Origin of the sequence: Culturomica massiliensis, assembly GCF_900091655.1 — a bacterium.
Lineage (GTDB): Bacteria > Bacteroidota > Bacteroidia > Bacteroidales > Marinifilaceae > Culturomica > Culturomica massiliensis.
Map to the genome: position 1 here is coordinate 992504 of NZ_LT594621.1, position 24205 is coordinate 1016708.

General features: G+C 41.1%; 20 protein-coding genes and 1 CRISPR repeat array (1 of these 21 only partly in view). Of the genes, 10 read left to right on the forward strand and 10 right to left on the reverse strand.

Translation table 11 applies throughout. The features are described from left to right. Window positions 1–1261: direct repeats of the CRISPR family, unit length 29 nt; unit sequence GTTTCAATACTACTTAGTTCTATTAAAAG; it begins 128 nt to the left of the window's first position. Window positions 1262–1571: 310 nt separating this feature from the next. Further along, entirely contained in the window at window positions 1572–2957 is a 1386-nt protein-coding gene (locus BN8908_RS05320; protein WP_068692128.1) for an NfeD family protein, read from the reverse strand. 112 nt (window positions 2958–3069) lie between these two features. Further along, the gene (locus BN8908_RS05325) at window positions 3070–3867 is read right to left on the reverse strand and encodes an EI24 domain-containing protein (protein ID WP_021988836.1); all 798 of its coding nucleotides are present in this window, start codon (window positions 3865–3867) and stop codon (window positions 3070–3072) included. 158 nt (window positions 3868–4025) lie between these two features. On the opposite strand from BN8908_RS05325, the gene purB reads away from it, so the two are divergent. Then, a complete protein-coding gene (purB, locus tag BN8908_RS05330; protein WP_021988837.1) occupies window positions 4026–5363 on the forward strand; it encodes an adenylosuccinate lyase in 1338 nt (445 codons plus the stop codon). A gap of 84 nt (window positions 5364–5447) precedes the next feature. Continuing rightward, on the forward strand, window positions 5448–7271 hold the full coding sequence (locus BN8908_RS05335; protein WP_021988838.1) for an ABC transporter ATP-binding protein: 1824 nt from the start codon (window positions 5448–5450) through the stop codon (window positions 7269–7271). Window positions 7272–7317: 46 nt separating this feature from the next. On the opposite strand, the gene BN8908_RS05340 is transcribed toward BN8908_RS05335, so the two are convergent. The 4 genes from BN8908_RS05340 to nfo all read right to left on the reverse strand — a co-directional run bounded on the left by BN8908_RS05340 (window position 7318) and on the right by nfo (window position 11239). After that, the gene (locus BN8908_RS05340; protein WP_068689568.1) at window positions 7318–8196 is read right to left on the reverse strand and encodes a hypothetical protein; all 879 of its coding nucleotides are present in this window, start codon (window positions 8194–8196) and stop codon (window positions 7318–7320) included. A 68-nt stretch (window positions 8197–8264) separates the two neighbouring features. Beyond that, window positions 8265–9845, reverse strand: coding sequence for a S41 family peptidase (locus tag BN8908_RS05345; protein WP_068692130.1), 1581 nt, complete (start codon window positions 9843–9845; stop codon window positions 8265–8267). A gap of 23 nt (window positions 9846–9868) precedes the next feature. Next, window positions 9869–10360, reverse strand: a complete 492-nt coding sequence (locus BN8908_RS05350; protein ID WP_021988841.1) for a metallophosphoesterase family protein — start codon at window positions 10358–10360, stop codon at window positions 9869–9871. A 30-nt stretch (window positions 10361–10390) separates the two neighbouring features. Beyond that, window positions 10391–11239: a deoxyribonuclease IV gene (gene nfo, locus BN8908_RS05355; RefSeq protein ID WP_021988842.1), complete on the reverse strand. Its 849-nt coding sequence runs from the start codon at window positions 11237–11239 to the stop codon at window positions 10391–10393. Window positions 11240–11533: 294 nt separating this feature from the next. On the opposite strand from nfo, the gene BN8908_RS05360 reads away from it, so the two are divergent. The 4 genes from BN8908_RS05360 to uvrB are packed head-to-tail and all read left to right on the forward strand — an operon-like array spanning window position 11534 to window position 15931. Continuing rightward, the gene (locus BN8908_RS05360; protein WP_021988843.1) at window positions 11534–13111 is read left to right on the forward strand and encodes a peptide chain release factor 3; all 1578 of its coding nucleotides are present in this window, start codon (window positions 11534–11536) and stop codon (window positions 13109–13111) included. A gap of 29 nt (window positions 13112–13140) precedes the next feature. After that, window positions 13141–13512 carry a thioesterase family protein gene (locus BN8908_RS05365; protein WP_021988844.1) on the forward strand — a complete coding sequence of 124 codons (372 nt, stop codon included), beginning with the start codon at window positions 13141–13143 and terminating at the stop codon, window positions 13510–13512. Between the two features lie 11 nt (window positions 13513–13523). After that, a complete protein-coding gene (locus BN8908_RS05370; protein ID WP_021988845.1) occupies window positions 13524–13916 on the forward strand; it encodes a response regulator in 393 nt (130 codons plus the stop codon). Between the two features lie 2 nt (window positions 13917–13918). Then, window positions 13919–15931, forward strand: a complete 2013-nt coding sequence (gene uvrB, locus BN8908_RS05375; protein ID WP_021988846.1) for an excinuclease ABC subunit UvrB — start codon at window positions 13919–13921, stop codon at window positions 15929–15931. A 79-nt stretch (window positions 15932–16010) separates the two neighbouring features. Here uvrB and BN8908_RS05380 read toward each other — a convergent pair whose 3' ends face one another. The 4 genes from BN8908_RS05380 to BN8908_RS05395 form a co-directional block, all read right to left on the reverse strand. Beyond that, window positions 16011–17537, reverse strand: a complete 1527-nt coding sequence (locus BN8908_RS05380) for a carboxypeptidase-like regulatory domain-containing protein (RefSeq protein ID WP_021988847.1) — start codon at window positions 17535–17537, stop codon at window positions 16011–16013. A 4-nt stretch (window positions 17538–17541) separates the two neighbouring features. After that, window positions 17542–18387: a FecR family protein gene (locus BN8908_RS05385; protein WP_148453216.1), complete on the reverse strand. Its 846-nt coding sequence runs from the start codon at window positions 18385–18387 to the stop codon at window positions 17542–17544. A 67-nt stretch (window positions 18388–18454) separates the two neighbouring features. Further along, the gene (locus BN8908_RS05390; RefSeq protein WP_021988849.1) at window positions 18455–19012 is read right to left on the reverse strand and encodes an RNA polymerase sigma-70 factor; all 558 of its coding nucleotides are present in this window, start codon (window positions 19010–19012) and stop codon (window positions 18455–18457) included. A gap of 44 nt (window positions 19013–19056) precedes the next feature. Then, complete coding sequence (locus tag BN8908_RS05395; protein ID WP_021988850.1) at window positions 19057–20310, reverse strand: carboxypeptidase-like regulatory domain-containing protein; 1254 nt, start codon at window positions 20308–20310, stop codon at window positions 19057–19059. 245 nt (window positions 20311–20555) lie between these two features. Here BN8908_RS05395 and BN8908_RS05400 point away from each other — a divergent pair, with 245 nt between their 5' ends. The 4 genes from BN8908_RS05400 to BN8908_RS05415 all read left to right on the forward strand — a co-directional run bounded on the left by BN8908_RS05400 (window position 20556) and on the right by BN8908_RS05415 (window position 24198). Continuing rightward, the gene (locus BN8908_RS05400; protein ID WP_021988851.1) at window positions 20556–22220 is read left to right on the forward strand and encodes a tetratricopeptide repeat protein; all 1665 of its coding nucleotides are present in this window, start codon (window positions 20556–20558) and stop codon (window positions 22218–22220) included. Window positions 22221–22381: 161 nt separating this feature from the next. Beyond that, a complete protein-coding gene (locus tag BN8908_RS05405; RefSeq protein ID WP_021988852.1) occupies window positions 22382–22780 on the forward strand; it encodes a DUF3244 domain-containing protein in 399 nt (132 codons plus the stop codon). 331 nt (window positions 22781–23111) lie between these two features. Continuing rightward, a complete protein-coding gene (locus BN8908_RS18690; RefSeq protein ID WP_021988853.1) occupies window positions 23112–23282 on the forward strand; it encodes a bacteriocin in 171 nt (56 codons plus the stop codon). Between the two features lie 70 nt (window positions 23283–23352). Continuing rightward, complete coding sequence (locus tag BN8908_RS05415; RefSeq protein ID WP_068689574.1) at window positions 23353–24198, forward strand: GLPGLI family protein; 846 nt, start codon at window positions 23353–23355, stop codon at window positions 24196–24198. Window positions 24199–24205 lie beyond the last annotated feature (7 nt).

A 24205-nucleotide genomic window follows, 5' to 3' on the forward strand; every position in this document is an offset into this window, starting at 1 on the left:
GGTTTCAATACTACTTAGTTCTATTAAAAGTTCGCAATATATAAGGCTAAGGGATGCGGATATAAAGTTTCAATACTACTTAGTTCTATTAAAAGCAGAAGCAGACAAGGCATTTGCAAGTTTGGTATTTCTGTTTCAATACTACTTAGTTCTATTAAAAGCAGCCATTTCTTTCAAAGCTCCGCCGGCATCCGTAAGTTTCAATACTACTTAGTTCTATTAAAAGCAGATACCCGGAGAGGAGAGCGTATACGCAGCGGAGTTTCAATACTACTTAGTTCTATTAAAAGATTGGCACTTGAACTGAGAAATACCCTTTCAGCATTGTTTCAATACTACTTAGTTCTATTAAAAGTCCCATAATTATTTATCGTTTTTAGGGTTTTTACTTGTTTCAATACTACTTAGTTCTATTAAAAGACATACTTACCTCGAAGGATATACAAGATGTCTTTTGTTTCAATACTACTTAGTTCTATTAAAAGCTGATTTCGGTTCCTTTCGGGACCTCGTGGCTGCCGGTTTCAATACTACTTAGTTCTATTAAAAGTAAAGATGGATTATTGAAGCAGGCTGTTATTTCCCGGTTTCAATACTACTTAGTTCTATTAAAAGTTAACTCCGCAGATTTTATAAAGATAAAACAGGACTGTTTCAATACTACTTAGTTCTATTAAAAGGGCTTCTGCTTCTAAAGTAAGAACCGAGAATAAAAAGTTTCAATACTACTTAGTTCTATTAAAAGAAGTTTGACTGCTTATCAAAATAGGGCCTTTTATTTGTTTCAATACTACTTAGTTCTATTAAAAGTATCTTCTCTGACCAGATTTGCTATGCAAAAGAAAGGTTTCAATACTACTTAGTTCTATTAAAAGTTCGTAGGGCTAATGCCTTACAACGCTGGCTAGAAAGTTTCAATACTACTTAGTTCTATTAAAAGAAAGGCTCGTTTTGTTCCGTTTAAGGAGATAAAGGTGTTTCAATACTACTTAGTTCTATTAAAAGGATAAATAAATTTACGAAGTCTTTTAAGATATCGCGTTTCAATACTACTTAGTTCTATTAAAAGGAGAAAGACCCATAGAATTAAAGAGCTTACAAATAGTTTCAATACTACTTAGTTCTATTAAAAGTTATGTTTCGGCCTTGCCTTTCAGGGCTTACCAGCGTTTCAATACTACTTAGTTCTATTAAAAGAATCACGAGAAAATTCTATCTCATCGACCAAATTTGTTTCAATACTACTTAGTTCTATTAAAAGGCATTAAATATCATATCATACAAATTTGATAATCAACTATTTATCAATTATATTGCCATTGTTTTTTACGGTTGTTTGCAGTCGACCTGCAATTCTTAGATTTTTCCCGTCCTTCGACGACTATTTACAATCTATTCATTATCAATACGTCAAAGAACTTTTTATCTAAATCTTCAATAATCTGACCTAAAACAACCGATCTTTTCCCATAGGTCGACATTATATATGGGGATTGCATACATCTCTCCCCCTTATTTTTAGAAGTTTATATTCTTTCCTACCCGATTAATCATAAATCGGAAATCAAAGATCAATCTTCACTTTTCACAACATACAATTGTCCGGCCTGATAATCGACTACCTTTATCCGGCTTCCTTTTGTAATATAATCCCCCTCGGCAGATACGGCATCATAAATCTCTCCTTCTATTCTAATTTTACCTGCCGGACGAAGATCGGTTGTAGTAACACCTTCTTTATCCACTTCTTTTACAGCAGTCATATCCACCCCGACATACCCGTCCTCTGCCCGCTGTTCAGCATGCAAAGCAAGTGCCAACCGTCTGGAACCGAACAGCTTACCACTTAACCAAATACTTGAAATCAAAGCAAACAAAGAGCAGGTAATCACCAGAAACAGCGACCTGAGAATCATTCCGGCAAAATCTCCAAAAAACTCAAACGATATATCGTCGACCCCTGCCAATACCAATCCGGCAATAATACAGATAATCCCGCTGATTCCCGTTACCCCAAAACCGGGAATAACGAATATCTCCAAAAGCAATAACAGTCCGCCGATAACAAACAAAATAATATCCCCGTAATCGGCGATACCTTCCAGATACAAAGGAGCAAAATAGAGTATACAAGCCACTACGGAAGCCAATAGCGGAAATCCCACTCCCGGAGTCTGTAATTCAAAATAAATCCCTCCGATAATAAGCATAATCAAAAGTCCCTGTATTACCGGATTAATTAAAAAGCCGATAATCCGATCCAAACCGGTCGGAGTATAAGTAGTTATCGTATAATTTTCTACCCCTCCCTGTTTAAGCACTTCACTTACATTTTCAGCTATACCGTCACAAAAACCATATTGTATTGCCTCATGCGGTGTAAAGGTCACCACTTTCCCGCTATCGGTTATTCCCTGAATATGAATCGTCTGATCGACCATAGCCTCTGCTATATGGGGATCCCTTTTCCACCGGTAGCTGGTGTCCCTCCCTTCTATCAGGGTATCCTTACCATGGGCCTGGGCTGTTGCCCGTATCATTGAGCGCATATACGACTGGTATTTATCAGGCATGGCTTCACCGCTTTGATTAACTACAGTAGCCGCACCTATATTCGCTCCTTCTCTCATATAAATCCGGTCGCAGGCAATCGAAATCAAGGCTCCGGCAGAAGCAGCATTATTATCGATAAATACCCATACCGGTATCTTACTATTGAGTATCAGACTTCTCAAAGAATCAGCATACACTACCATTCCGCCATAGGTATTCATATCTATTAAGATGTAAGTTGCATTCTCTTCCTGAGCCTTCTCAAAAGATTTTTTGACCAAACGCCACACTTCAGGGCCGATCTCATCCTTTATATCCACTTTAAATACCAGGGTCCTTTCTCCTTCCGCCTGCACACCCAGCACCCATAAAAACATCGTTATGAATAAAACCAATCTTTTCATCACAATCATTAATTTAAAATTCAGGCGTTACATTAGATGTCACCCACTTTATTATTTTCCTAATTTAATAACACTGTATTTTTATTACAAATTATTTACGGAATATTTGAAATCAAATTTTCTGTATCGTTTCCTGCTTTTCCTCCGTCACCCGGTGAATCGCTACCGTTCCCGCTATAACCGATAAAATCGAAACAAAACTACAGGCAATGACACTAAGCCAGGGAATCATCAACGACAAAGCAAAAACACACCCGACACCAGTCACCATACCCGCATTCTTATTGACATACCGAATGCTCTCTTTTACATTAAAACGCTTTCTTTCTATAGCATAATCCACAAAAGAAAAACCGTAAAAATAAGCAGATACCAGAAACAAGGCTACCGGAGCCAATAAACCGAGCAGCGGTATAAAAGAACACAATAACAACAATATCGTTATCAACAACTGAAAAAACATATTCCGGATAACGATCAGAATCCCTCTGAAAATCTCCCAAAGCAACTGTTTTAAACTGAAAGGGTATTTCTTTCCGGATAAATGTGCTTCCGTCCGCTCCGACAGCCAGGAATAAACCGGTGACATGACAATTAATATGATGTATCCACCGAATGCCATAAATAAAAGGAAATAAGTAATCCGCAGCAATATCCGTATCAGAAAACCGGCTGTACTACTCAACCACTGCAACCAAGATATACCTTCCAACCAACCTGTAATCTTCATTTCAACCAGTCCGGAAAGGCTGTCTCCTGCCAAACCGACCAGCCATTGCCCGGTCAAAAAAAGAAGGACCAGCACAATCAATGGAAAAATCAAAAACCAATAAAATTTACGGCTGAAAAGTATCTCAATGGCTTGGCCATATACTCCTATTCCCATAAAAAATCCTTGAAAAATACCCATAACCTATTTTCTAAATGTCTAAAGACAAAGTTAAAACTTTTCTCTTTTAACACAATTTTCAATTTTCAATTTTCAATTTTCAATTTCTTAATCCTATTTTTTGTATTTTTGTAAGCCTTGAAAAAATAGATGCATTAAAAATACTAAATATAATCATTATGCAAGCATTAACCGCTATTTCTCCTATCGATGGCCGCTATCGTGATAAAGTTGAAAGTTTATCCGAATATTTTTCAGAAAGTGGACTGATCCGTTACCGGGTCATGGTGGAAGTTGAGTACTTTATTGCACTTTGCGAATTACCGCTTCCTCAATTGAAGCCCTTCGACCACTCTTTATTTTCCCAATTACGGGAAATTTATATGGATTTTACGATAGAAGATGCGCAAAAGATTAAAGACATTGAAAAAGTAACCAACCACGATGTTAAAGCCGTCGAATATTTCATCAAAGAAAAATTCGACGCTCTGAATCTGCATGCATACAAAGAATTTATCCATTTCGGCCTGACATCACAGGACATCAACAACACCGCTGTTCCCTGCTCTTTCCGGGATGCCGTACATAACGTCTATTATCCGGTCATCGACGAACTGATCGCCAAACTGGAAGAATTGGCTGAAGAATGGAAAGATGTTGCCATGTTGGCCAAAACTCACGGTCAACCGGCTTCCCCAACCCGTCTGGGGAAAGAATTGAAAGTATTCACCTACCGTTTGAGCCGTCAACTGGAGTTACTGAAAAAAGTTGCTATCTCCGGCAAATTCGGAGGAGCAACGGGAAATTTCAATGCCCATCATGTGGCTTATCCCGAATACAATTGGGCCGATTTCGGTAATAAATTCCTGACGGAAAAACTTAAAATCGAACGGGAAAGTTATACGACACAAATATCCAATTATGATAATTTTGCAGCTTTATTCGATAACCTGCGCAGGATTAATACCATCGTTATAGACCTGGACCGGGATTTCTGGACATACATTTCCATGACTTATTTCAAACAAAAGATCAAGGCGGGAGAAGTAGGTTCGTCGGCAATGCCTCATAAAGTCAACCCGATCGATTTTGAAAATTCAGAAGGTAACTTAGGTATAGCGAATGCCGTATTGGATCATTTGAGCAATAAATTACCGATCTCCCGTTTACAAAGAGATCTGACGGATTCTACCGTATTACGGAATATCGGTGTACCGTTAGCCCATACCCTTATCGCTTTCAAATCCACGTTAAAAGGATTAAATAAACTGATCATCAATAAAGAAGCGATTGAACGGGACCTGGAAAAAAATTGGGCTGTCGTGGCCGAAGCCATACAAACCGTTTTGCGCCGCGAAGGCTATCCGAATCCTTACGAAGCTTTAAAGGCACTGACACGTACCAACAATAAAATCACACAGGAATCCATCGCCGAATTCATCGACACACTTGAGATTTCCGCTGATTTGAAAAAAACATTAAAACAGATTACACCGTCTAATTATACGGGAATCTAATATTTATCACAGCTAAATATCAAACCGGCCAGAAGTCCTTCCTCCGGATTTCTGGCCTTGATTTTCATCATTGAAAGCACATTTATGAAAGATTTGATTTCTATTCTCAGGAGATTTATTCCTCCCTATAAGAGCCGGGTTGCCAAAAGTGTCCTTTTTAATTTTCTGCATGCTATTTTCGGGAGTTTATCCATTGCGATGCTAATCCCGATCCTTCGGATTATTTTTGACAACCAGCACGACGTAACCGAACTCGTTCCCTTCGCCCTGGATACGAAATCCATCGCCCAGATTTTCAACTATTACGTCACTGAAATCAAAAACAGCTTCGGACAAGCCAATACATTGGTCTTTGTCGGTATCTTAGCCATTATTTCCACCGCTTTCAAAACCGGCTTCGCTTATCTGGCTTCTTATGAATTGATTTATATCCGTAACGGTGTCGTCAGAGACATCCGCAGAAAAATATACCTGAAAATCTTATCCCTGCCACTTCCCTTTTTTTCAGAAGAACGCAAAGGAGACATTATTTCACGTATGACCGGTGACGTTCAGGAAGTAGAAGCATCTGTCATGAGTTCGTTGGATATGCTTTTCCAAAGTCCGATCCTGATTATCGTATACCTGACGACGATGCTGATTATGAGCTGGCAGTTAACCTTATTCGTATTTGTCCTACTCCCTCTGATGGGGTTACTGATCGGCAAGGTCGGCAAAAATTTGAAGCGGCGTTCCTGGGAAGGACAGACTAAAATGGGAGAGATACTGGCATTGATGGAAGAAACCTTATCCGGCTTGAGAATTATAAAAGCCTTCAATGCAGAAAAGAAAATGGACGGGAAATTTTCCGGCGAAAACGAAGCATACCGGCGTATCCAAAACCGGCTGATGCGCCGTCGCTCCCTCGCCCATCCGATGAGTGAATTTTTAGGTACGATCGTCATCGTCATCGTCTTATGGTTTGGAGGGAAACTGGTATTGAACCACCAAAGTAACCTTTCTGCCGAAGGTTTTATCGCCTATATCGCACTGTTCTATTCGATTATCAACCCGGCTAAGAATTTGACAAATGCCTATTACAGTGTCCAAAAAGGGCTGGCTGCCATGGATCGTATAGATGTTATTTTATCAGCAGAATCCACCATTCGGGAAGTCGAAAAACCGGTTCGTATCGATACTTTCCGGGAAGCCATCGAATACCGGAATGTCGGTTTCTCTTACAACGAAAGCAAGCAGGTATTGAAAGACATCAATTTAACCATTCCTAAAGGAAAAATGATCGCTTTGGTCGGACAATCCGGCTCCGGGAAAAGTACTTTCGTCGATCTGCTGCCACGCTTCTATGATGTCAGACAAGGAGAGATATGTGTAGACGGCACGGATATACGTAATTTCGCCCTGTATGATCTGCGGGAACTGATGGGCAATGTAAACCAGGACCCGATATTATTCAATGATACGATATACAACAATATAGCTTTCGGAGTTGAAAATACCACGCAGGAAGCTGTAGAAAACGCAGCAAAAATAGCCAACGCCCATGAATTCATACTGCAAACCGAACACGGTTACCAAACCGTCATCGGCGACCGGGGCAGTAAGCTCAGCGGCGGACAACGCCAGCGGCTCAGTATTGCACGGGCCGTATTGAAAAATCCTCCCATAATGATTCTGGACGAAGCTACTTCTGCCCTGGATACCGAATCAGAAAAACTAGTGCAGGAAGCTTTGGACAACCTGATGCGTAACAGAACCTCCATTGTTGTTGCCCACCGTCTTTCCACTATCCGGAATGCCGACATGATCTGCGTATTCCATGAAGGAAAGATTGTAGAGAAAGGCAACCACGAAGAACTGCTGAAACTAAACGGCATATATACCAAATTGTATTCTATGCAGAATTTTTAAATCTAAAAAGAAGAAACACCGTCGTTTGAAATTTTTCTGTAATTAATCATTGTCTAAATGCCGATGCCGTGAGTATGTCGGCCCGTGGCAGGCAGGCAGGTATAAATTCGGCTTTGTTTGCCCGTACCGGACAAATATCGATACCACCTCGCCGGGTATACAGGCAACAAACCGTCAGTATCTCCGGATTGAAAATATCGGTAAGTCGTTTAAAAGTCATCTCACAGATTTCTTCGTGAAAATGATTTTCATCCCGGAGAGAAACAATGTATTTTAATAGAGAAAGCTCGTCGGGTAAATGTGCTGCTTTAATCCGGATGTAAATACTTCCCCAATCGGGTTGATGGGTAATCTTGCAATTGCTTTTCAACAAATGGCTGCATACCAGCATTTCACCACCATATTTTGTCACATTCTCCAACAGATAGGCTGGATTTTCCTGATATGCCGAAAAAGAAGCAGCAGCAATCCGGGGAAGTGTTTCAAGCAAAGTATATTCTGGAAAATCAAAAGGCCGGGAATCCGGTAAAGTCTGAAAAAATGCCGTTTCTACAGAAGTATGAAGCAAAGCGCTCAAATCCCGGGCAACCGTAGCTTTAAATACAGCAATCCCTTCGGCCACAGAATCCCCCAAACAGATCATATTAAAAGAACCCAGGTAAAGCTTCAATGATTTACTTTCAACCAGAAATTCGCTGGTGGAAGCATAAACCAATTTCAAAATTCCGGCGACCGGCAATCCCTGTTTCGTAAGAAAACTGGCTTCGTAACAATGCCAGCTGTCATATCCACAAAATAAGCTGTCCGGCCGGTCAATACCGTATATTTCCCGGTTCAGTCTACGGGGAACAGCCACCAATATTTCCGGACAATAGGTTTCAGGATATGCTATTTCTTTACCTAAAAGTTTAGATTCTTCCTGCATGAATCTTTATATTCCAATTTTAAATCAAAAAAACTTCAATTCTTTATCTCATCCAAAATTCCGCTGGTTTATTTTAAAATCCGTTCATACGTCCCGTCTTTCAGGGCCTTATATCCTTCTTTTAAAACCTTATTATCTTCATTAAAGATTTGATACATCTCGTTCATATCCCAGGTATCCCGCGCAATCAAAGCCTTTATCGACAGTTTCATGGCAGGAATAACCGGCTCCAGTAATTTTTCATCTTTAGGAACGCCTGCTTTTTCTCCCATTTTTACAATCTGGTCGATCATTTCCGGAGTAACCTCAAACGACTTCTGAAATTTCTCGAAAGTCGGATATTTTTTCTTCAGGTTTTCCCGGTTTTTATCTACATAACCGACGACAAATTCACCTACTACATTCTTAGCATTCAGACGATTAAAATAAGAATAATTGATATTCGTATCGATCGGAACAAAAACATCAGGAATGATACCGCCTCCTCCGTAAACAATTCTCTTTTTCAGCTTGGTATAATATTTCAGGCTATCGTTAACCGTTATACTATCCGCACTCAACAATTCTCCGCTTTCATAGCGGTTATATAATTCCGCCCGGTAATCTTCTCCTTTGTATGGCTTTTGAATACAACGTCCGGAAGGGGTATAATAATGAGCTATTGTCAGACGTATCATCGAACCGTCTGTCAGGGGATATTGTCTTTGTACCAAGCCTTTCCCGAAAGAACGGCGTCCTACAATAAGGCCTCTGTCCCAATCCTGTACAGCTCCGGAAACAATTTCACTGGCAGAAGCCGAATTACCGTCTATCAACAACACAATTCTCCCGTCTTTCAGCAAGCCTTTGGAAGTCGAATATTCCTCCCGGCGGCCGGAAGAAAGTCCATCCGTATAAACAATCATTTTCTTATCTCCGAGCACATTATCACTGATGCCGATAGCTGCCCCCATATATCCTCCGACATTGGCCTGCAAATCCAGAATCAGGTCTTTCATTCCTTCTGCCTGCATCTTTTTCACAGCTTCCTCGAATTCATCAATCGTATTGGCTGCAAAACGGGAAATTTTAATATATCCCGTCGTTTTATCCAGCATATAAGCCGCATCAACACTATGAAGCGGTATCATTCCCCGGACAATACGGAAATCCATAGGTTCCGAGCCACGCACCACGCTTACCTGCACCACTGTTCCCTTCTCCCCCTTCAACCGCTTCCTTACCTGGGTATTGGTCAGTTTTACTCCGGCGATATTTTCCCCGTCCACAGACACGATTCTGTCCCCTGCCAGCAATCCTACCTTTTCGGAAGGACCGCCGGGCACAACCGAAACGACCATCAGGGTATCCTGATAAATCGTAAACTGTATTCCTATTCCGAAAAATCCGCCCTCCAGAGGTTCGTTCATTTCCTCAACCTCCTCTTTGGTAATATAAACGGAATGCGGGTCCAAATCCGACAAGACCTTAACAATTGCCTCTTCCGTCAATTTCGGCAAATTTACCGTATCGACATAAAAAGCATCGATTAAAGCCATCAAACGCTGGTATTTCAAACTCTGTTCCCTTGCCTGATTATTATTCCGTTGTGCAAAACCAGTCAGGCATATTCCCAAACATAAGATAATTCCGATAAACAGTCTTTTCATCATATCTAATCTATTTTATTTTTTCAATTTCTTTCATATTCAATCAATTCCAGGTCTTTGATCTCTCCAGCCCCTATTACAAAACGCACAGCCGTTCTCACTTTATGAAAACCGTAACGTCCGGCTGCCCCCGGATTGATATGCAAACATGCCAGTTTACGGTCATACATAACCTTGGCGATATGCGAATGCCCGCATACGAACAGTTTGGGGCGTTCCTGCAACAAACGGGATTTAATCCGCATATCATAATGTCCCGGATATCCTCCGATATGAGTCATCAGCACCTTTACACCTTCACAGGTAAAGACGTCGGTTTCCGGATATACTCTCCTCATCATTCCCCCGTCTATATTTCCATATACGGCTCTGACAATAAAATGCCGCTCCAATTCTTCCGCAACCTCCATAGTTCCGATATCTCCGCAATGCCAAACCTCATCACATCCTTCAAAGAATTCCAGCAACTTCGGATCTAACCACCCGTGCGTATCCGACAATAAACCGATTCTCATAGTTCAAAATTAATTGTTCCGGGGCTATGGTCAATGCCTTTCAGCAAATCCGTACAACAGACTGATCTCTTCAGCCCATAACGTTTCGTCCGGTGTTTCCAATACCAAAGGGATGTCATCGAAACGGGAATCCTGCATAATTCTGCGGAATACGTCCATTCCCAACTCTCCTTTCCCGATATTTTCATGCCGGTCGACATGTGATCCCAATTCTTTTTTGGAATCGTTCAAATGCATTCCTTTCAGATACTTAAAACCGACAACCTCATCAAAATGCTCAAAAGTTTCCGTAAAACCGGACTCCGACTTGATATCGTATCCCGCAGCAAAAGTATGGCAGGTATCGATACACACGCCCACCCGACTTTTATCTTCCACCTTATCGATAATATAAGCCAACTGCTCGAAAGTATAACCGAGATTAGAACCCTGACCGGCCGTATTCTCCAACACGGCACATACTCCCCGGGTTTGTGCTAAAGCCAGATTTACCGATTCGGCAATCAAAGAAAGGCAGGCTTCATCACTGATTTTCTTTAAACTGCTTCCCGGATGAAAATTCAACAAACTCAAGCCCAATTGCTCACAACGTTTCATCTCGTCCAGAAAAGCAGTCCGGGATTTCTCCAATCCTTCCCGATCCGGATTTCCCAGATTGATCAAATAGCTGTCGTGAGGCAAGATATGTCTGGCAGCATAGCCGTATTCGTCGCAACGTTGGCGAAAACGATCGATACTCTCTACCGTCAAAGGGGCAGCGACCCATTGCCTTTGATTTTTTGTAAACAAAGCAAAAGCTCCGGCCTTCAACGCCCGAGCCTCCTCCGGGGCATTCTCAACACCGCCGGTAATATGTACATGTGCTCCGATATATTTCATACTTTTTTCCCTGTTTTACGCAAATAAGGTATACAAAGGTATGTTTATTTTTGATTTATATACAACCCCGGCCAATTTCATCGTTCATAATTTTATCATAACATCTGAAAATAACGTTATTTTTTCCTTTACAATAACAGAATAAAGGACACATACAGAATTTACTGCAAAATACGGATCGATTTCCCCAAAATCCATTTTCCGGACTTGTGGATAACGAGAGATTTTACCTGTATCATAGTAAAATTTTATTATCTTTGTGCCCGTTTTAATGGTCAGGAATAGATTTAACCCATGGGATTTAAAGAAGAAATTGCACGCAGAAGGACATTCGGTATTATCAGTCACCCGGACGCAGGGAAAACCACGCTTACGGAAAAATTATTACTATTCGGAGGCGCTATTCACATTGCAGGTGCTGTAAAATCGAATAAGATAAAAAAGACGGCGACGTCCGACTTTATGGAAATCGAACGTCAAAGAGGTATCTCTGTGGCCACATCCGTGATGGGATTCGAATACAATGACGTAAAAATCAATATTCTGGATACCCCCGGTCACCAGGACTTCGCTGAAGATACGTTCCGTACCCTGACAGCGTGCGACAGTGTCATTATCGTCGTAGATGCCGCCAAAGGGGTTGAGTCCCAGACCCGCAAGCTTATGCAGGTGTGCCGGATGCGCAAAACCCCGGTAATCGTCTTTATCAACAAACTGGACCGGCCTGCCCATGATCCTTTTGACTTATTGGATGAAATCGAAAAAGAACTGCAGATAAAGGTAAATCCGCTTAGCTGGCCGATCGGCAGCGGAGATACGTTCAGAGGCGTATACAACATTTACCAGAAAAACCTGCTCTTATACAACCCTACAGTTCAAACTTTGCCTGAAGGAATTGAAATAAACGATTTGCATTCGGCAACATTGATCGAACATATCGGAGAACGGGAAGCTCACGCCTTGTGTGAAAATCTGGAATTGATTCAGGGCGTCTACCCTCAACTCGACCGTCAGGATTACCTGAATGCAGAAGTTGCCCCCGTATTCTTCGGTTCGGCACTGAATAATTTCGGCATCAGAGAACTATTGGACTGTTTCATCGAACTGGCTCCTTCCCCGCTTCCCCGGGAAACGGAAGAACGTACCGTACTGTCGGACGAAGAAAAATTCACTGGTTTCGTATTTAAGATACATGCCAATATGGATCCGAACCACCGCGACCGTATTGCATTCGTAAAGGTCTGTTCCGGAATTTTCAAGCGAAATACCAATTATTTGCATGTGAGAAACGGGAAAATGCTGAAATTTTCAACTCCGACAGCTTTTATGGCTTCCAAAAAATCGATTATCGACGAAGCTTATCCCGGAGATATTGTAGGTTTACACGATACAGGAACATTCAAGATCGGAGATTCTTTAACCGAAGGTGAAAAATTACATTTCAAAGGAATACCGAGCTTTTCTCCGGAATTATTCAAATACATAGAAAATGCCGATCCGATGAAATCCAAACAATTGGCTAAAGGTATCGATCAATTGATGGACGAAGGGGTTGCCCAGTTGTTTGTCAACCAATTCAACGGACGCAAAATCATCGGTACTGTCGGAGCATTGCAATTTGAAGTTATCGAATATCGTTTGCTGCACGAATACGGGGCATCCTGCCGCTGGGAAGGCATCAATCTGTACAAAGCATGCTGGATCGAAGCCTTGGATGAAAGTGAGTTAACCGACTTCAAAAAGCACAAAGCCCAATACATGGCTAAAGACAAACACGGCAGGGATGTATTTCTGGCCGATTCACAATATATGCTGCAAATGGCTCAGAACAATTATAAAAAACTGATATTCCATTTTACCTCTGAATTTTAAGAATAAGAATATATATAAAATCATGAAATATGCTGGAAACCGGAATCACATACAAACAATCGATAACTGTGCAACCCAAAGACACTGCCGCCGTATACGGATCAGGTAGTCTGGAAGTTTTCGCCACTCCGGCGATGGTTGCCCTTATGGAAAATACGGCGGTTCATTGCCTCAAAGGACATCTGGAAGAAGGCCAGGACACCGTCGGAATTGAAATAAATGTAAAACATATTAAAGCAACGCCCGTAGGAGACAAAGTAAATTGCAAAGCGAAAGTAACGGAAATCGAAGGACGCAGAATACGTTTTGAAATAGAGGCAGAGGACGAAAAAGGGCAAATCGGATATGCCATCCATGACCGTTTCATCATTGACCCGGTAAAATTCATGGCTAAACTTTAGTCTTACCCTTTATGAAAAAACAATCTGTTCTTCCGAATTGGTCGGATAAAACACTGCTGATTGCAGAAGACAATGAAACTAATTTCATCGTATTATCCGCTTTATTAAAAAATACGCAAATTACGATATATCGGGCTCACAATGGAGCGGAAGCAATTAAAACCATTGACAATCACCCGGATATAGATGTTATCTTAATGGATATCAGTATGCCGGATATGGATGGAATTGAAGCGACGCACCTGATAAAAGAAAAGTTTCCGGATAAAATAATCATCGCCCAGACAGCCCATAATCTCAATATAAAACGGGAGCAAATGGCAGACGAAGGATGCAACGATTATTTGTTAAAACCAATCAGATTAAAAGTTTTGATCGAAACATTAGATAAGTATCTTTCATAGCCATGGCCTTTAAACTGACTTCGGAATTTCGTCCCACCGGTGATCAACCGGAAGCGATCGAGCAACTGACAAAAGGTATCCTTCAGGGAACCGATGATCAGGTATTGCTGGGAGTAACGGGATCCGGAAAAACGTTTACCGTAGCCAATGTCATCAATGCCGTCAATCGGCCTACCCTGATTCTTAGTCACAATAAAACACTGGCCGCCCAGCTATACGGCGAATTCAAAGCTTTTTTCCCCGAAAATGCCGTAGAATATTTCGTTTCTTATTATGACTATTATCAACCGGAAGCATACCTTCCGACAACAGACACTTATATTGAAAAAGATTTAGCAATCAACGACGAAATCGACAAATTACGTTTACGTACAACGGCATCTTTATTATCCGGACGTAAAGACATCGTTGTCGTTTCTTCCGTATCCTGCCTTTACGGTATGGCTGATCCCCGGGCATTCGGTTCCAATGTCATCCACCTCAAAAAGGGAATGCGAATCAGCCGCAACCAACTCTTACGCCAACTGGTAGATGCTCTGTATGCCAATAATGAAGTAGAATTCAAAAGAGGCAGTTTCCGTGCCAAAGGAGAAATCGTAGATGTATTCCCTGCTATAGAAACGTACGAAGGTATAGCCTATCGCATTGAATTCTGGGACGACGAAATTGATTGTATCCATTCCTTCGAACCGTCAAGCGGACGGACAATCGATGCTTTTGAAGAATTGGATATCTATCCGGCTAATTTATTCGTCACCGATAAGGGAACGATCGCTCATGCCATTGTTGAAATCGAAAAAGACATGCATCTGCAGGTAGCTTACTTAAAAGAAATCGGAAAACACCTGGAAGCCAAACGCCTGGAGGAAAGAGTCAGATACGACCTGGAAATGATTAAGGAACTGGGATATTGTCCCGGTATCGAAAACTATTCCCGTTATTTCGACGGTCGTCAGGCAGGTGTACGCCCCTTCTGCCTTTTGGATTATTTTCCGGAAGATTTTCTGATGGTAATCGACGAATCGCATGTCACTGTTCCTCAGATACGAGCCATGTACGGAGGAGATCATGCCCGCAAACAAACCCTTATCGAATACGGTTTCCGTTTACCGGCAGCTTTTGACAACCGTCCCCTGACATTTTCGGAATTTGAAGCCAAAACCGGTCAAACAATCTATATCAGCGCCACCCCGGCAGATTACGAACTGGAAAAAAGTCAGGGAGTAATTGTCGAACAAATCATACGCCCGACCGGTATCCCCGATCCGGTAATTGAAATAGTCCCCACCCTCAACCAGATCGACCACCTCGTCAATGAAATTCAAAAACGTATCGATCTTCATGAAAGGACACTCGTTACCACCCTGACTAAAAAAATGGCGGAAGAACTCAGTAAATACCTGGACCGGATGGGCATAAAATGTCAATACATCCATTCGGATGTAGATACCTTAGAGAGAGTTAAAATTCTGGAAAATTTACGCAAGGGCATTATCGATGTCATTGTCGGGGTCAACCTGTTACGCGAAGGTTTGGACCTGCCGGAAGTCTCTTTAGTCGCTATCCTCGATGCCGATAAGGAAGGTTTCTTACGCTCTACCCGTTCTCTGGTACAAACTGCCGGACGGGCCGCCCGCAACGTAGAAGGCAAAGTCATTATGTATGCCGACACCATTACCCGGTCCATGCAGGAAACCATCGATGAAACGAATTACCGGCGGGAAAAACAACTGAAATACAACGAAGAGCATCATATTACCCCCCGCCAAATCAAGAAATCCACGGATTCCGTACTTACCCAGCAAACCACCCGCGCTTACGTAGAAGAAGAGCATATCAATACGGCCGCCGATCCCGTAACCGCCTATATGAGCAAAAACGAGCTGGAAAAAATGCATCAAAAAACCAAAGCTGCCATGCAAAAAGCAGCCAAAGAACTCGATTTTATGGAAGCTGCCCGTTTACGCGACGAAATGTTCCGGCTTGAAAAATTACTGGGAAATAAACGCCCTTAAACCCGAAAGCATAAAGTATCTGTAAGGGCGGAGAAAATGTACAACCCCCTGTCTTCCACATCCCCAATGAGAAGTTTTGTTATTCCGTCTCAATGATCCGGGAATTGATTTTAGAAATGGCCTGATCCAACTTTTCCTCCGGAAGAATAATATTCAAGTCCCCCCAGAAATTCTCATCATACATAAAACGGGTTTCCGAAAATACCTTATTGATGGGTAAAGTTTCCCTTCGCGCAAATCGCCTGACTTGTAATGTGTCAATATTACAAGTAGCCATCTCGAACCAGGTATGTACTGACGAAGCAAACAATTTTCCTCTTTTCTTTATCCGGAAATCAAGATCTCCCCGCACATGTCCGATATAATATTTCCCGCCCCAAGGTTTATAACTGACGGTATACACCACCTTTTTCGGGGTTATATCGATTCTTTTACTCTTTTTGACAATCAAGGTATTTGTCGCTTTTCGTATATAATCCGGATTTATTTCCATACGTACACGTAACAAAGCAGAATTCTCCGCATCTACATAAAGCTCTCCCTTGTATAAAGCCAAACGGACATCTTTGCGCTGTTCAAAAGCAATAACATGTACCAAATGCGAATCGACGACACTCATGTCTACCTTATAATAATTATAAAGATTCGATTCATTAAAAGTCAGAAAATCAGGAAGATTCTTTGTTAAATCCAACGTAAACGAAGCCTTGATGCCGGCTTTTATTTTCATGACAAGCGTATCTTTCCATCTCTCGTTATCGATACGCCGCATCTTCAACAACTTTACCCGATCATTCTCGAGCGAACAATAACCTGTTTTATAAACTTTAAAAACAGCTTCCGTCAAAGCAAGGAGTTCTTTTCCCTTCTCCACCCCCTCCCGGTAAAAAGTAGTTAAATTAACAGGAGTCTCTGCATAATTCTCTCCCCGCTTTTCCAACATTTCTTTCAAAATCTTAACGGGATTTACCAATCTGACAATTACTTCTTCCAGGGGAATGGGACGAACCTGTAACCGGATATCCGTAGTGTTGCCTGCCAATAATTCTGTAGCTATTTTTTGAGGTTCATACCCCAGATGAGAGATATAAAGAGAAGAATAAAGCAAAGAATCGGGCAGCTTAAGCAAAAAACTCCCGTTTTGATTTGCAACCACTCCTTTTCCCGTTCCGTCTATTCCAATCGAACTATAAGCCAAAGGCTCCCCCGTCTCCCGGTCCCGGACAGTTCCCCGGACCATCAAAAAAGAAGGCATCTGCTCAGAAACAGCGACACGAGTCGGTACGGCTTTTTCCTTATATAAAAGAATGTGCCGGCCGATTAATTTCATTTCCAACATATTATCTCCGGTAATTTGCAGGATCGCCTCCCGGAGCGGATAAACACCTTTGGAAACCGTTACCTTTTTCTCATTATCGATTAAATCGCTGTCGTATACAAACCAAAAGCCGGATTGTTCGGTAATTTGATTGAGCATTTCATAAACGGTACCCCGGGAAGATGAAAAACGTATTTCACGAGCAAACACGTCCGTCTGCTGAGCCTGCACGACTATGTTGCAGAACGGCAATACCAACCATATCCCGATTGAAATACATTTTACCATGCTCTCAGGGTTTGAAAATATAAATCGTATCTTGCTTTATCGTTTGCCGCAAATTCAAGGCAGCGCAAATCAGCTCAGCCATAACTTCCGAATCATTATCGGAAAAAGCAACGGTCATTTTTCTTTCGCCTATTTCCGGATCACGCAACACAATCGGTCGGTCACCGATACGATTGAGTATCGGCAACATAACAGACAGAAATTCATCCTTAAATCTCATTTTAGCGGTATACAAAGCGTACAAATCAACGCCGGAAGCCGTACCTTTCTGCCATTCCCCTGCCTGCAACCGGACCATCTCTCCCGCCTGAACGGCCATCCGGGCCTCATTCGCTTTGCAAACAACCTCTACAGTTCCTTCCTGAACATAGAGTTCGAAAGCTTCCCGGGACGGAAAAGAACGAACGTTAAAAACCGTTCCGGTAACTTCAATAACCACATTCGGTGTCTCTATAATAAAAGGACGTCGCGGATTGGAAACCACTTCGAATAAAGCATCACCGGTCATCGAAACTTCCCGTTTGTTCTTTTCGAAACTTCCGGGATAGGTGAGTGTTCCGCCGTCAGTGAGATAAACGGTTGATCCGTCGGCCAATGTTGAAACCAAAGTCATATTTTCTCCGGCATTTTCAGAGGTAAACGAAAGTTCGAACACTTCTTCAGAATCCCAGGAAAGAAAAATCGCTCCGCAGACAACTACGATTCCCCCAAAAAGAGCAGCAAACTGCATATATCTGCGCTTTCTCGTCAACCGGGGTTTCCGGATATTCATTAAACCATCATTTTGTAGCCGTACATGCAAAGCCTCCCAGGCCCGATCGACATCTACTATCTTATTTTTTTCTTTCATATCCTTCCAGCAATCTAAAACAATTATAAACACATTATAAAAACTCGGTAATTTCTGATAAAAACAATCAACAGGCCCTTTCTCCTATTCTTTTTCGTAAGATTTTTAACGCTTCACTTATCTCTGCTTCTACCGTCTTTACAGAAACCGACAATTCCCGGGCAATCTCCGCATATTTTTTCCCTTCAAAACGGTGCATCCGGAATATGCGCTGCCTGCGCTCCGGAAAGGTATCCAATATCCCTGCTACCCTTTCCTCCAGTTCCTGATACTCCAGTTTATCCAAAGGCGTGAGGTTATAATTTTCGCTCACCGTCTCCCGGGTTAATTTTTCCCTGTATTTATCCCGAACTTCCAAATGCTTCAGATATTGAAGTCCATTATTCCGGACAGCTCCGTAAAGATAAGACTTAAGGGAATGAATGCAGAGATGCTCCCGTTCCTTCCACAACATATAAAATAATTCCTGTACAATCTCCTCTGCGGCTTCAATATCCTTAGTAAAAGAAACTGCATAGCGGCACAGGGGTTCGTAATAGTACCGGAAAAGCTTTTCGAAAGCCCGGATATCACCTCCCCTGATTTTCCTTAAAGCCGATACATCATTTACAGTCATATACAACATACATAGTGATTCCTAAATATAATACATATTCGCATCACTCCCAATCAATTATACTGCTTTTTTAATTTCTTGACAGCGGACTCCAGGGATTCCGTGGGTTCGATAATATTGTAACCACCCCAAAAATCTTTGTCGAAAAAATCAGTCACCTTATCCGAAAGGACCTGCCCTCTTTTGAAAGATACCTTGTATGGTATAGCCGTGACATTCTGTTCCTGACTTTCAGTAACCACCATCTCACTCACAATGCTATAATGGGTTGAAAAAAGTTTACGTTTCCAATCACATTTGAACCTAAGCTCATTCCGAATGTAATTCAAATAACTTTTTCCTTCCCGTTGTTTATAAGTAACCAGAAACGATAAAGTAATCGGTTTAAAACGAAGACCCAACGGCTTCTTTTTCAATATTACTTTCGTCACTTCGGCTCTGTTTGTCATGTCCAAAGAGAATTCGGCCCGGGTAAAAGCCAGGTTTTCTTTGTCGATATAAAAAACACCGTAATACAAAGGATAAGGCAATTTAGCCAAAGGTGCAAAATAAATGACATACTGGGGACGGTCATCAATGATGGTCGGTTCTCCCATTTCATAGGTAAAAAGGGAAAGCGTATTTTTATCCAATAACAAATCTGGATTTTTCACGACATCCCCATAAACAGCAAGTGTCGGCCCTCCCATTAATTTGACAGCCAGAGTATCGTTTGCCTTCTGACTTAACAACTTACGTCCTTTATACACTTGTACGCGGTCATTGTATGTATTTTCAGTATAGGGAGTCTTAAAAGCGTGAATAACCGCTTCCGAGATATGGATATACCTCCGTTCTTTTTGAGTGGTTTCCCGATAGAAAGCGGTAAGCATGGTATTTTTACCGGCATAATTCATTCCGATCCGGTCCATAGCCGCTGCCACAATATTTTTTGCCTCCTGACTCCCCACGATCACTTCATTCAATAAAACCGAACACGGAATAAGCTTGAAAGTCACTAACTCATTTTTCCCCTCGAGAGCCCGACGGCAGTTCAGATAACCGATATGAGATATTTCAATAACATTTGCCGATAAAGATTTTTTAAGCTTCAGTACAAACTTTCCATCCTTATTTGTCACAGTCCCGATATTCGTTCCGGGAACAGAAATATTCACACATTCCAGTTTTTTCCCCGTCTTCTGATCTTTGACCACTCCGCTGACGGTATAAAAACCGACGCTGTCCTGGGCCAAAATTCCCGTTACGTAAAGCAACAACATCCCTGTGGCTACGCAACTCAACGTATATTTAAACCAAGTTTTCATAGTAAGATAATTTTAAAGGTAAATAATTCTTTTTGCGTTCCTATTCCTAAGATGGTTCAGCACCCAAAAACCCTAAAAAAATTATTCCATACAAGACACCTCTCAGAGCTTTGAAAAACATAAAATAGTGAAAATCAATGCAAACATTTTTCTTATTTTATTTTTCAATTCAACCGAATATAGTTTTTAAAAAGAATTGCATATTTTACATATATCACGTATCTTTCAAAATCTAAAACAAAACCATGTACAGATTATTATATACAATAAGTTTATTGCTGTGCCTTTCATGCACACAAACAACCGATATCCGATTGACAGAAGTCCGGGAGAAAATGGAAACAGCACCGGCCGAAGCCTTGGAATTACTGCAATCTATACCAGATCCGGCTGACCTCAACCGGAAAAACAAAGCTTTATTCAGCCTTCTCTATATTCAGGCCTTGGATAAAAACAATTTTCCGATCGAATCCGACTCTCTGATTCATATAGCCCTGAGTTATTATAAGTCCCGCGGGAAATCAAGGGAACTCGCCGAAACATACTTTTATCTCGGCTATTATTTTGTAGAAAATTCAATGACACAGGAAGCCATCCATACTTTTCTGCGAGCGGAAAAAATCGCCCTCGACCTGAAAGAATGGAATCTGTTAGGACTGATTTACGCACGTTTGAACAAGGAATACCAAAAACAACAGGACTGGGACAATGCATTAAAAATGAACAAATTATCTATCCACTATTTCGGGAAGTGCCAAAATATAAAAAACATGTATCTGGGATATTTAAACCTGGCACAAACATTTATATGTAATACCCAGCTTGATTCCTGTCAAAATTATTTGCAAAAAGCCCAGGAAGGTTTTTTAAAAATACAAGATACTTTAGATTATGTGCATTCGTTAATATTGGAAGGAGGTATTTATTTATCCCACAACAATCTGTCCAAGGCCAAAACATTACTTCTTAAAGCAAACGGTTTTTACAAAAACACGCCTAACCTCAAACAATCATTAATGCTTGCCCTAATCTACAGCTATGAAAATAAACTGGATTCGGCACGTTTGGCTCTTTCCCATTTATCAAACGAATACCCTACAACAGAACCCGGGTTTTACTTTACACTGGCCAATATCGAGCAACAGGACCATAAACCGGAAAAAGCCTTCGAAACCCTAAAAAAAGGTTATATATTACAAGATTCCCTGTACAAAAACAATATAGCCCATTCCGTATACCGTTATGCGCAACTGTACAATAAAAAAACGGCAGAAACCGAAAACCAGAAACTTGCGCTTCGCAATCACCTTTTATTGGGAGGTCTGCTATTTCTATTGATCTCTTCCCTGTTGCTTTATTTTATTTATAAAAACCGGTTGAACAAACGCAGCCGGGAAATGGCCGAATCGCAAATGCGCGTACTGGAAACAGAGAAACGCATAACGAAACTTCAGGAATTGCTTCACCACCTGAATCAAACACCTAAAAACGGATCGCAGAAACTATTCATTCAGCAAATACAAATGTTGAAAGAACTGGCCGCAGCAAATACCCGAAACATACATAATGAAAAGAAAAGAAATGCAGAAATCCAGACGATACGGGAAAAATATATGCTCGGAGAAGACTGGGAGGCAGTAAAAACCGGAATAAACGGCTTATATAACGGCCTGGCCGATTATTTCGAAGAACATTACAAAAAATACTTATCGGAAAGCGAAATAAAAATCTGCATCCTGACCTATTGTAATTTTTCGATTCAGGAAATTGCCACTTATTTGCGAATATCCGAAAAAACAGTATACAATTCCCGGTATAAAATTTGTAAAACACTGGTTCCGGAACGGACGAACTCATTGGAGCAAATTCTGAATAAAATTCAAAACGATTTTTTAAATTCCTGCGGATAAAACCGGACTTCGGGATGATATTTTTACAGATATGGGAAATGTTATTTTTCAAACGCCTGATTTTCAAACCTCCTTTTAACAAAATCGGGAAATACAAAACAAGACAAAGGATATATTTTCATTTTATATTTAAGTATTAAATAACTTTAAAATATGTACAAATGAAAAATTTATTTTTAACTCTTCTGATCAGCTCTTTGGTATTTTCTCCGTTTTTCTCTTCTGCAGAAATAAAAGGCAAAGACAAAATTCCGTTCGAAATACTTATAATTATTTCCATACCAGATTTACCTGTCCCAGTGTCAGTTATTTCCTACCCTGAAATAAAAGCGTCCTATTGTGAAGACATCGTCGACTTTTCGATCAATATGTCCGTAGGTCCAGTCGAAGTGTCGGTTATCAACCGGGCAGGTCTGACTGTTGCCAAATCCCTGTATTTTACCGCCGAAAACAACACTTACAGCATCGACGTAAGCGGATTAAATGAAGGTGAATACATCCTGAAATTTTATATGCCTGATTACCATAAACTATGTTATCAGGGCTCTTTTACAAAATAATTCCAATCGTACCCTAGAACAGAAGTCTTGTATAATAGAAGTATTATCCAAAACGAAATCATTTTAAAATAGAAAAGTTTCCAATTACGTGTAATTGAACTTTAATTTTACGGACCTGCCATCCGTATAAAACAAAAAACCTCCTTCCGGATAAGGATAAACACAGCTGTCAGGCTATATGTCTAACAAATCGAAAGAAGGCACGACAAAGATAGGTCTATTTGGCGAAACAACCAAGACGGTAATTCGTTTGCAGAATCCGGCCTGTATGATTCAACCGGAGCGGATGCCGAAAAGCTCAACGAGTAGGCGATCATTAAAACTTAATGTCATGTTGGAAGAATTAAACTATAAGGAAATGAACCAAATTACCGGTGGCGTATCTGTAGAGGAGTATTGTGCAACACTCACCAATATGATGGATGGTGAATATGCTAAAACAGAATGGACGGCTGAACAGTGGACCAATGCATGGAATGCATATAGCAAACACTGTAAATAAAAATCTATTCCAAACGTCATCCTCTGATTTATAGAGAGGATGACGTTTATCTATTTTAAACAAAACCGTTATGATATACCGGCTTTTACTTTTTTTCATACTAGGGAGTCCCTTACCGGAATTTTCAACCTTCACCGCACCCGACATAACGAATAATACGATTTTAGAGTGCAGTTATCAGTATATAGAAATACGGGATACCATTACCCGTCGTAGTGAAGAAGATTTGATGGTATTGAGAATAGGTAAAACATACAGTGTTTTTTACAGTCATTACAGATACTTCGCAGATTCGTTATTACAAACAAAAGAGGGGAAAAAAGTATGGGAAAACCTGATGGAGACAGCCATTACAAATGGTAATATCAGCAGCCGGCCGGGATCCAGAACGACAGACGATTACTTATTCAAGAACGATCCGGCCGGACAATTGACGACCCTGACGAGACTGCTCGTTACCGAAGTGAAATTTTCCGAACCTTATGAAAGCCAGAATTGGCAGCTTTACGATTCTAGCAAAATGATTCAGGGCTACACCTGTCATTGTGCCCGGACCTCATTCAGAGGCCGGCAGTACGAAGCCTGGTATACCCCGGAAATTCCGGTTCCGGAAGGACCGTGGAAATTTTGCGGATTACCGGGTCTGATCCTGGAAATATATGATACGACACACGATTATCAGTACACACTGGTCGGATTAAAAACAGAAAACATCGCCCCTTTGGAAGAACTCGATTTTATCCGGAACCGTCGTTCTGCAAAAACGACACGCCGGAAGTTCCTGCAGCGCAATGCTGAAATATATTTCAACTCGTCCTCCGATCAGGTAAATGCCATGGTAGGCATTGATCTGGGAACAAGTTCCAAACCCAAGCCCCGAAAAGCTTATGACTTTATCGAACGAGATTACAAATAGCTATCTA

Excerpts from the sequence above, each read along its gene's own strand:
- BN8908_RS05320 (WP_068692128.1), bottom strand. The coding sequence starts at position 2,957 with ATGAAAAGATTGGTTTTATTCATAACGATGTTTTTATGGGTGCTGGGT.
- BN8908_RS05325 (WP_021988836.1), bottom strand. The coding sequence starts at position 3,867 with ATGGGTATTTTTCAAGGATTTTTTATGGGAATAGGAGTATATGGCCAA.
- purB (WP_021988837.1), top strand. The coding sequence starts at position 4,026 with ATGCAAGCATTAACCGCTATTTCTCCTATCGATGGCCGCTATCGTGAT.
- BN8908_RS05335 (WP_021988838.1), top strand. The coding sequence starts at position 5,448 with ATGAAAGATTTGATTTCTATTCTCAGGAGATTTATTCCTCCCTATAAG.
- BN8908_RS05340 (WP_068689568.1), bottom strand. The coding sequence starts at position 8,196 with ATGCAGGAAGAATCTAAACTTTTAGGTAAAGAAATAGCATATCCTGAA.
- BN8908_RS05345 (WP_068692130.1), bottom strand. The coding sequence starts at position 9,845 with ATGAAAAGACTGTTTATCGGAATTATCTTATGTTTGGGAATATGCCTG.
- BN8908_RS05350 (WP_021988841.1), bottom strand. The coding sequence starts at position 10,360 with ATGAGAATCGGTTTATTGTCGGATACGCACGGGTGGTTAGATCCGAAG.
- nfo (WP_021988842.1), bottom strand. The coding sequence starts at position 11,239 with ATGAAATATATCGGAGCACATGTACATATTACCGGCGGTGTTGAGAAT.
- BN8908_RS05360 (WP_021988843.1), top strand. The coding sequence starts at position 11,534 with ATGGGATTTAAAGAAGAAATTGCACGCAGAAGGACATTCGGTATTATC.
- BN8908_RS05365 (WP_021988844.1), top strand. The coding sequence starts at position 13,141 with ATGCTGGAAACCGGAATCACATACAAACAATCGATAACTGTGCAACCC.
- BN8908_RS05370 (WP_021988845.1), top strand. The coding sequence starts at position 13,524 with ATGAAAAAACAATCTGTTCTTCCGAATTGGTCGGATAAAACACTGCTG.
- uvrB (WP_021988846.1), top strand. The coding sequence starts at position 13,919 with ATGGCCTTTAAACTGACTTCGGAATTTCGTCCCACCGGTGATCAACCG.
- BN8908_RS05380 (WP_021988847.1), bottom strand. The coding sequence starts at position 17,537 with ATGGTAAAATGTATTTCAATCGGGATATGGTTGGTATTGCCGTTCTGC.
- BN8908_RS05385 (WP_148453216.1), bottom strand. The coding sequence starts at position 18,387 with ATGAAAGAAAAAAATAAGATAGTAGATGTCGATCGGGCCTGGGAGGCT.
- BN8908_RS05390 (WP_021988849.1), bottom strand. The coding sequence starts at position 19,012 with ATGTTGTATATGACTGTAAATGATGTATCGGCTTTAAGGAAAATCAGG.
- BN8908_RS05395 (WP_021988850.1), bottom strand. The coding sequence starts at position 20,310 with ATGAAAACTTGGTTTAAATATACGTTGAGTTGCGTAGCCACAGGGATG.
- BN8908_RS05400 (WP_021988851.1), top strand. The coding sequence starts at position 20,556 with ATGTACAGATTATTATATACAATAAGTTTATTGCTGTGCCTTTCATGC.
- BN8908_RS05405 (WP_021988852.1), top strand. The coding sequence starts at position 22,382 with ATGAAAAATTTATTTTTAACTCTTCTGATCAGCTCTTTGGTATTTTCT.
- BN8908_RS18690 (WP_021988853.1), top strand. The coding sequence starts at position 23,112 with ATGTTGGAAGAATTAAACTATAAGGAAATGAACCAAATTACCGGTGGC.
- BN8908_RS05415 (WP_068689574.1), top strand. The coding sequence starts at position 23,353 with ATGATATACCGGCTTTTACTTTTTTTCATACTAGGGAGTCCCTTACCG.